General features: G+C 61.1%; 1 protein-coding gene. It reads right to left on the bottom strand.

The genetic code is table 11. The annotated features are described in order from the left end of the window. Positions 1 to 432 (bottom strand): Sua5/YciO/YrdC/YwlC family protein (locus I6F37_RS40775; protein WP_225154487.1); only part of this gene is annotated, 432 nt, incomplete at both ends.

A 432-nucleotide genomic window follows, 5' to 3' on the forward strand; every position in this document is an offset into this window, starting at 1 on the left:
CCGTTGCGAGTTTGCTCGAGAGGTACTCAGGGTGCCGATCGCAAACCAGCAGCGCAGGTGTGTGCCGATAGAGGCTTTGATAGAGCGCGAGATTTTGACGGTAATCGCTCTGGACCAGGGCGTCCTGCAAATCGCCGATATGCTGCGAGACGATCGCCTGGCCGTCACGCGCCAGACAAAAGGTATTTTTCAGCTCTCCGCCGAAGGCCAGGATCGGCGGCGTCGGGCCAAATCCTTTCGGCAAGCTGATCGGCGCAGGGGCAAAACCCCGCGCGCGTCGCATCATCCTCGGGAGCCCGTCCATCACCCTCACGACCGAGTCATCGACGCGGTGCGCCACCGGTCGATTGTGAAAGAGAAAATAGTCCGCGATCGCGCCGAGCCGCCGGCGGGCTTCCTCGTTTTCTATACACTGCGGCTCCTCGGATAGAT

Origin of the sequence: Bradyrhizobium sp. NBAIM08 (assembly GCF_020193935.1) — a bacterium.
Lineage (GTDB): Bacteria > Pseudomonadota > Alphaproteobacteria > Rhizobiales > Xanthobacteraceae > Bradyrhizobium > Bradyrhizobium yuanmingense.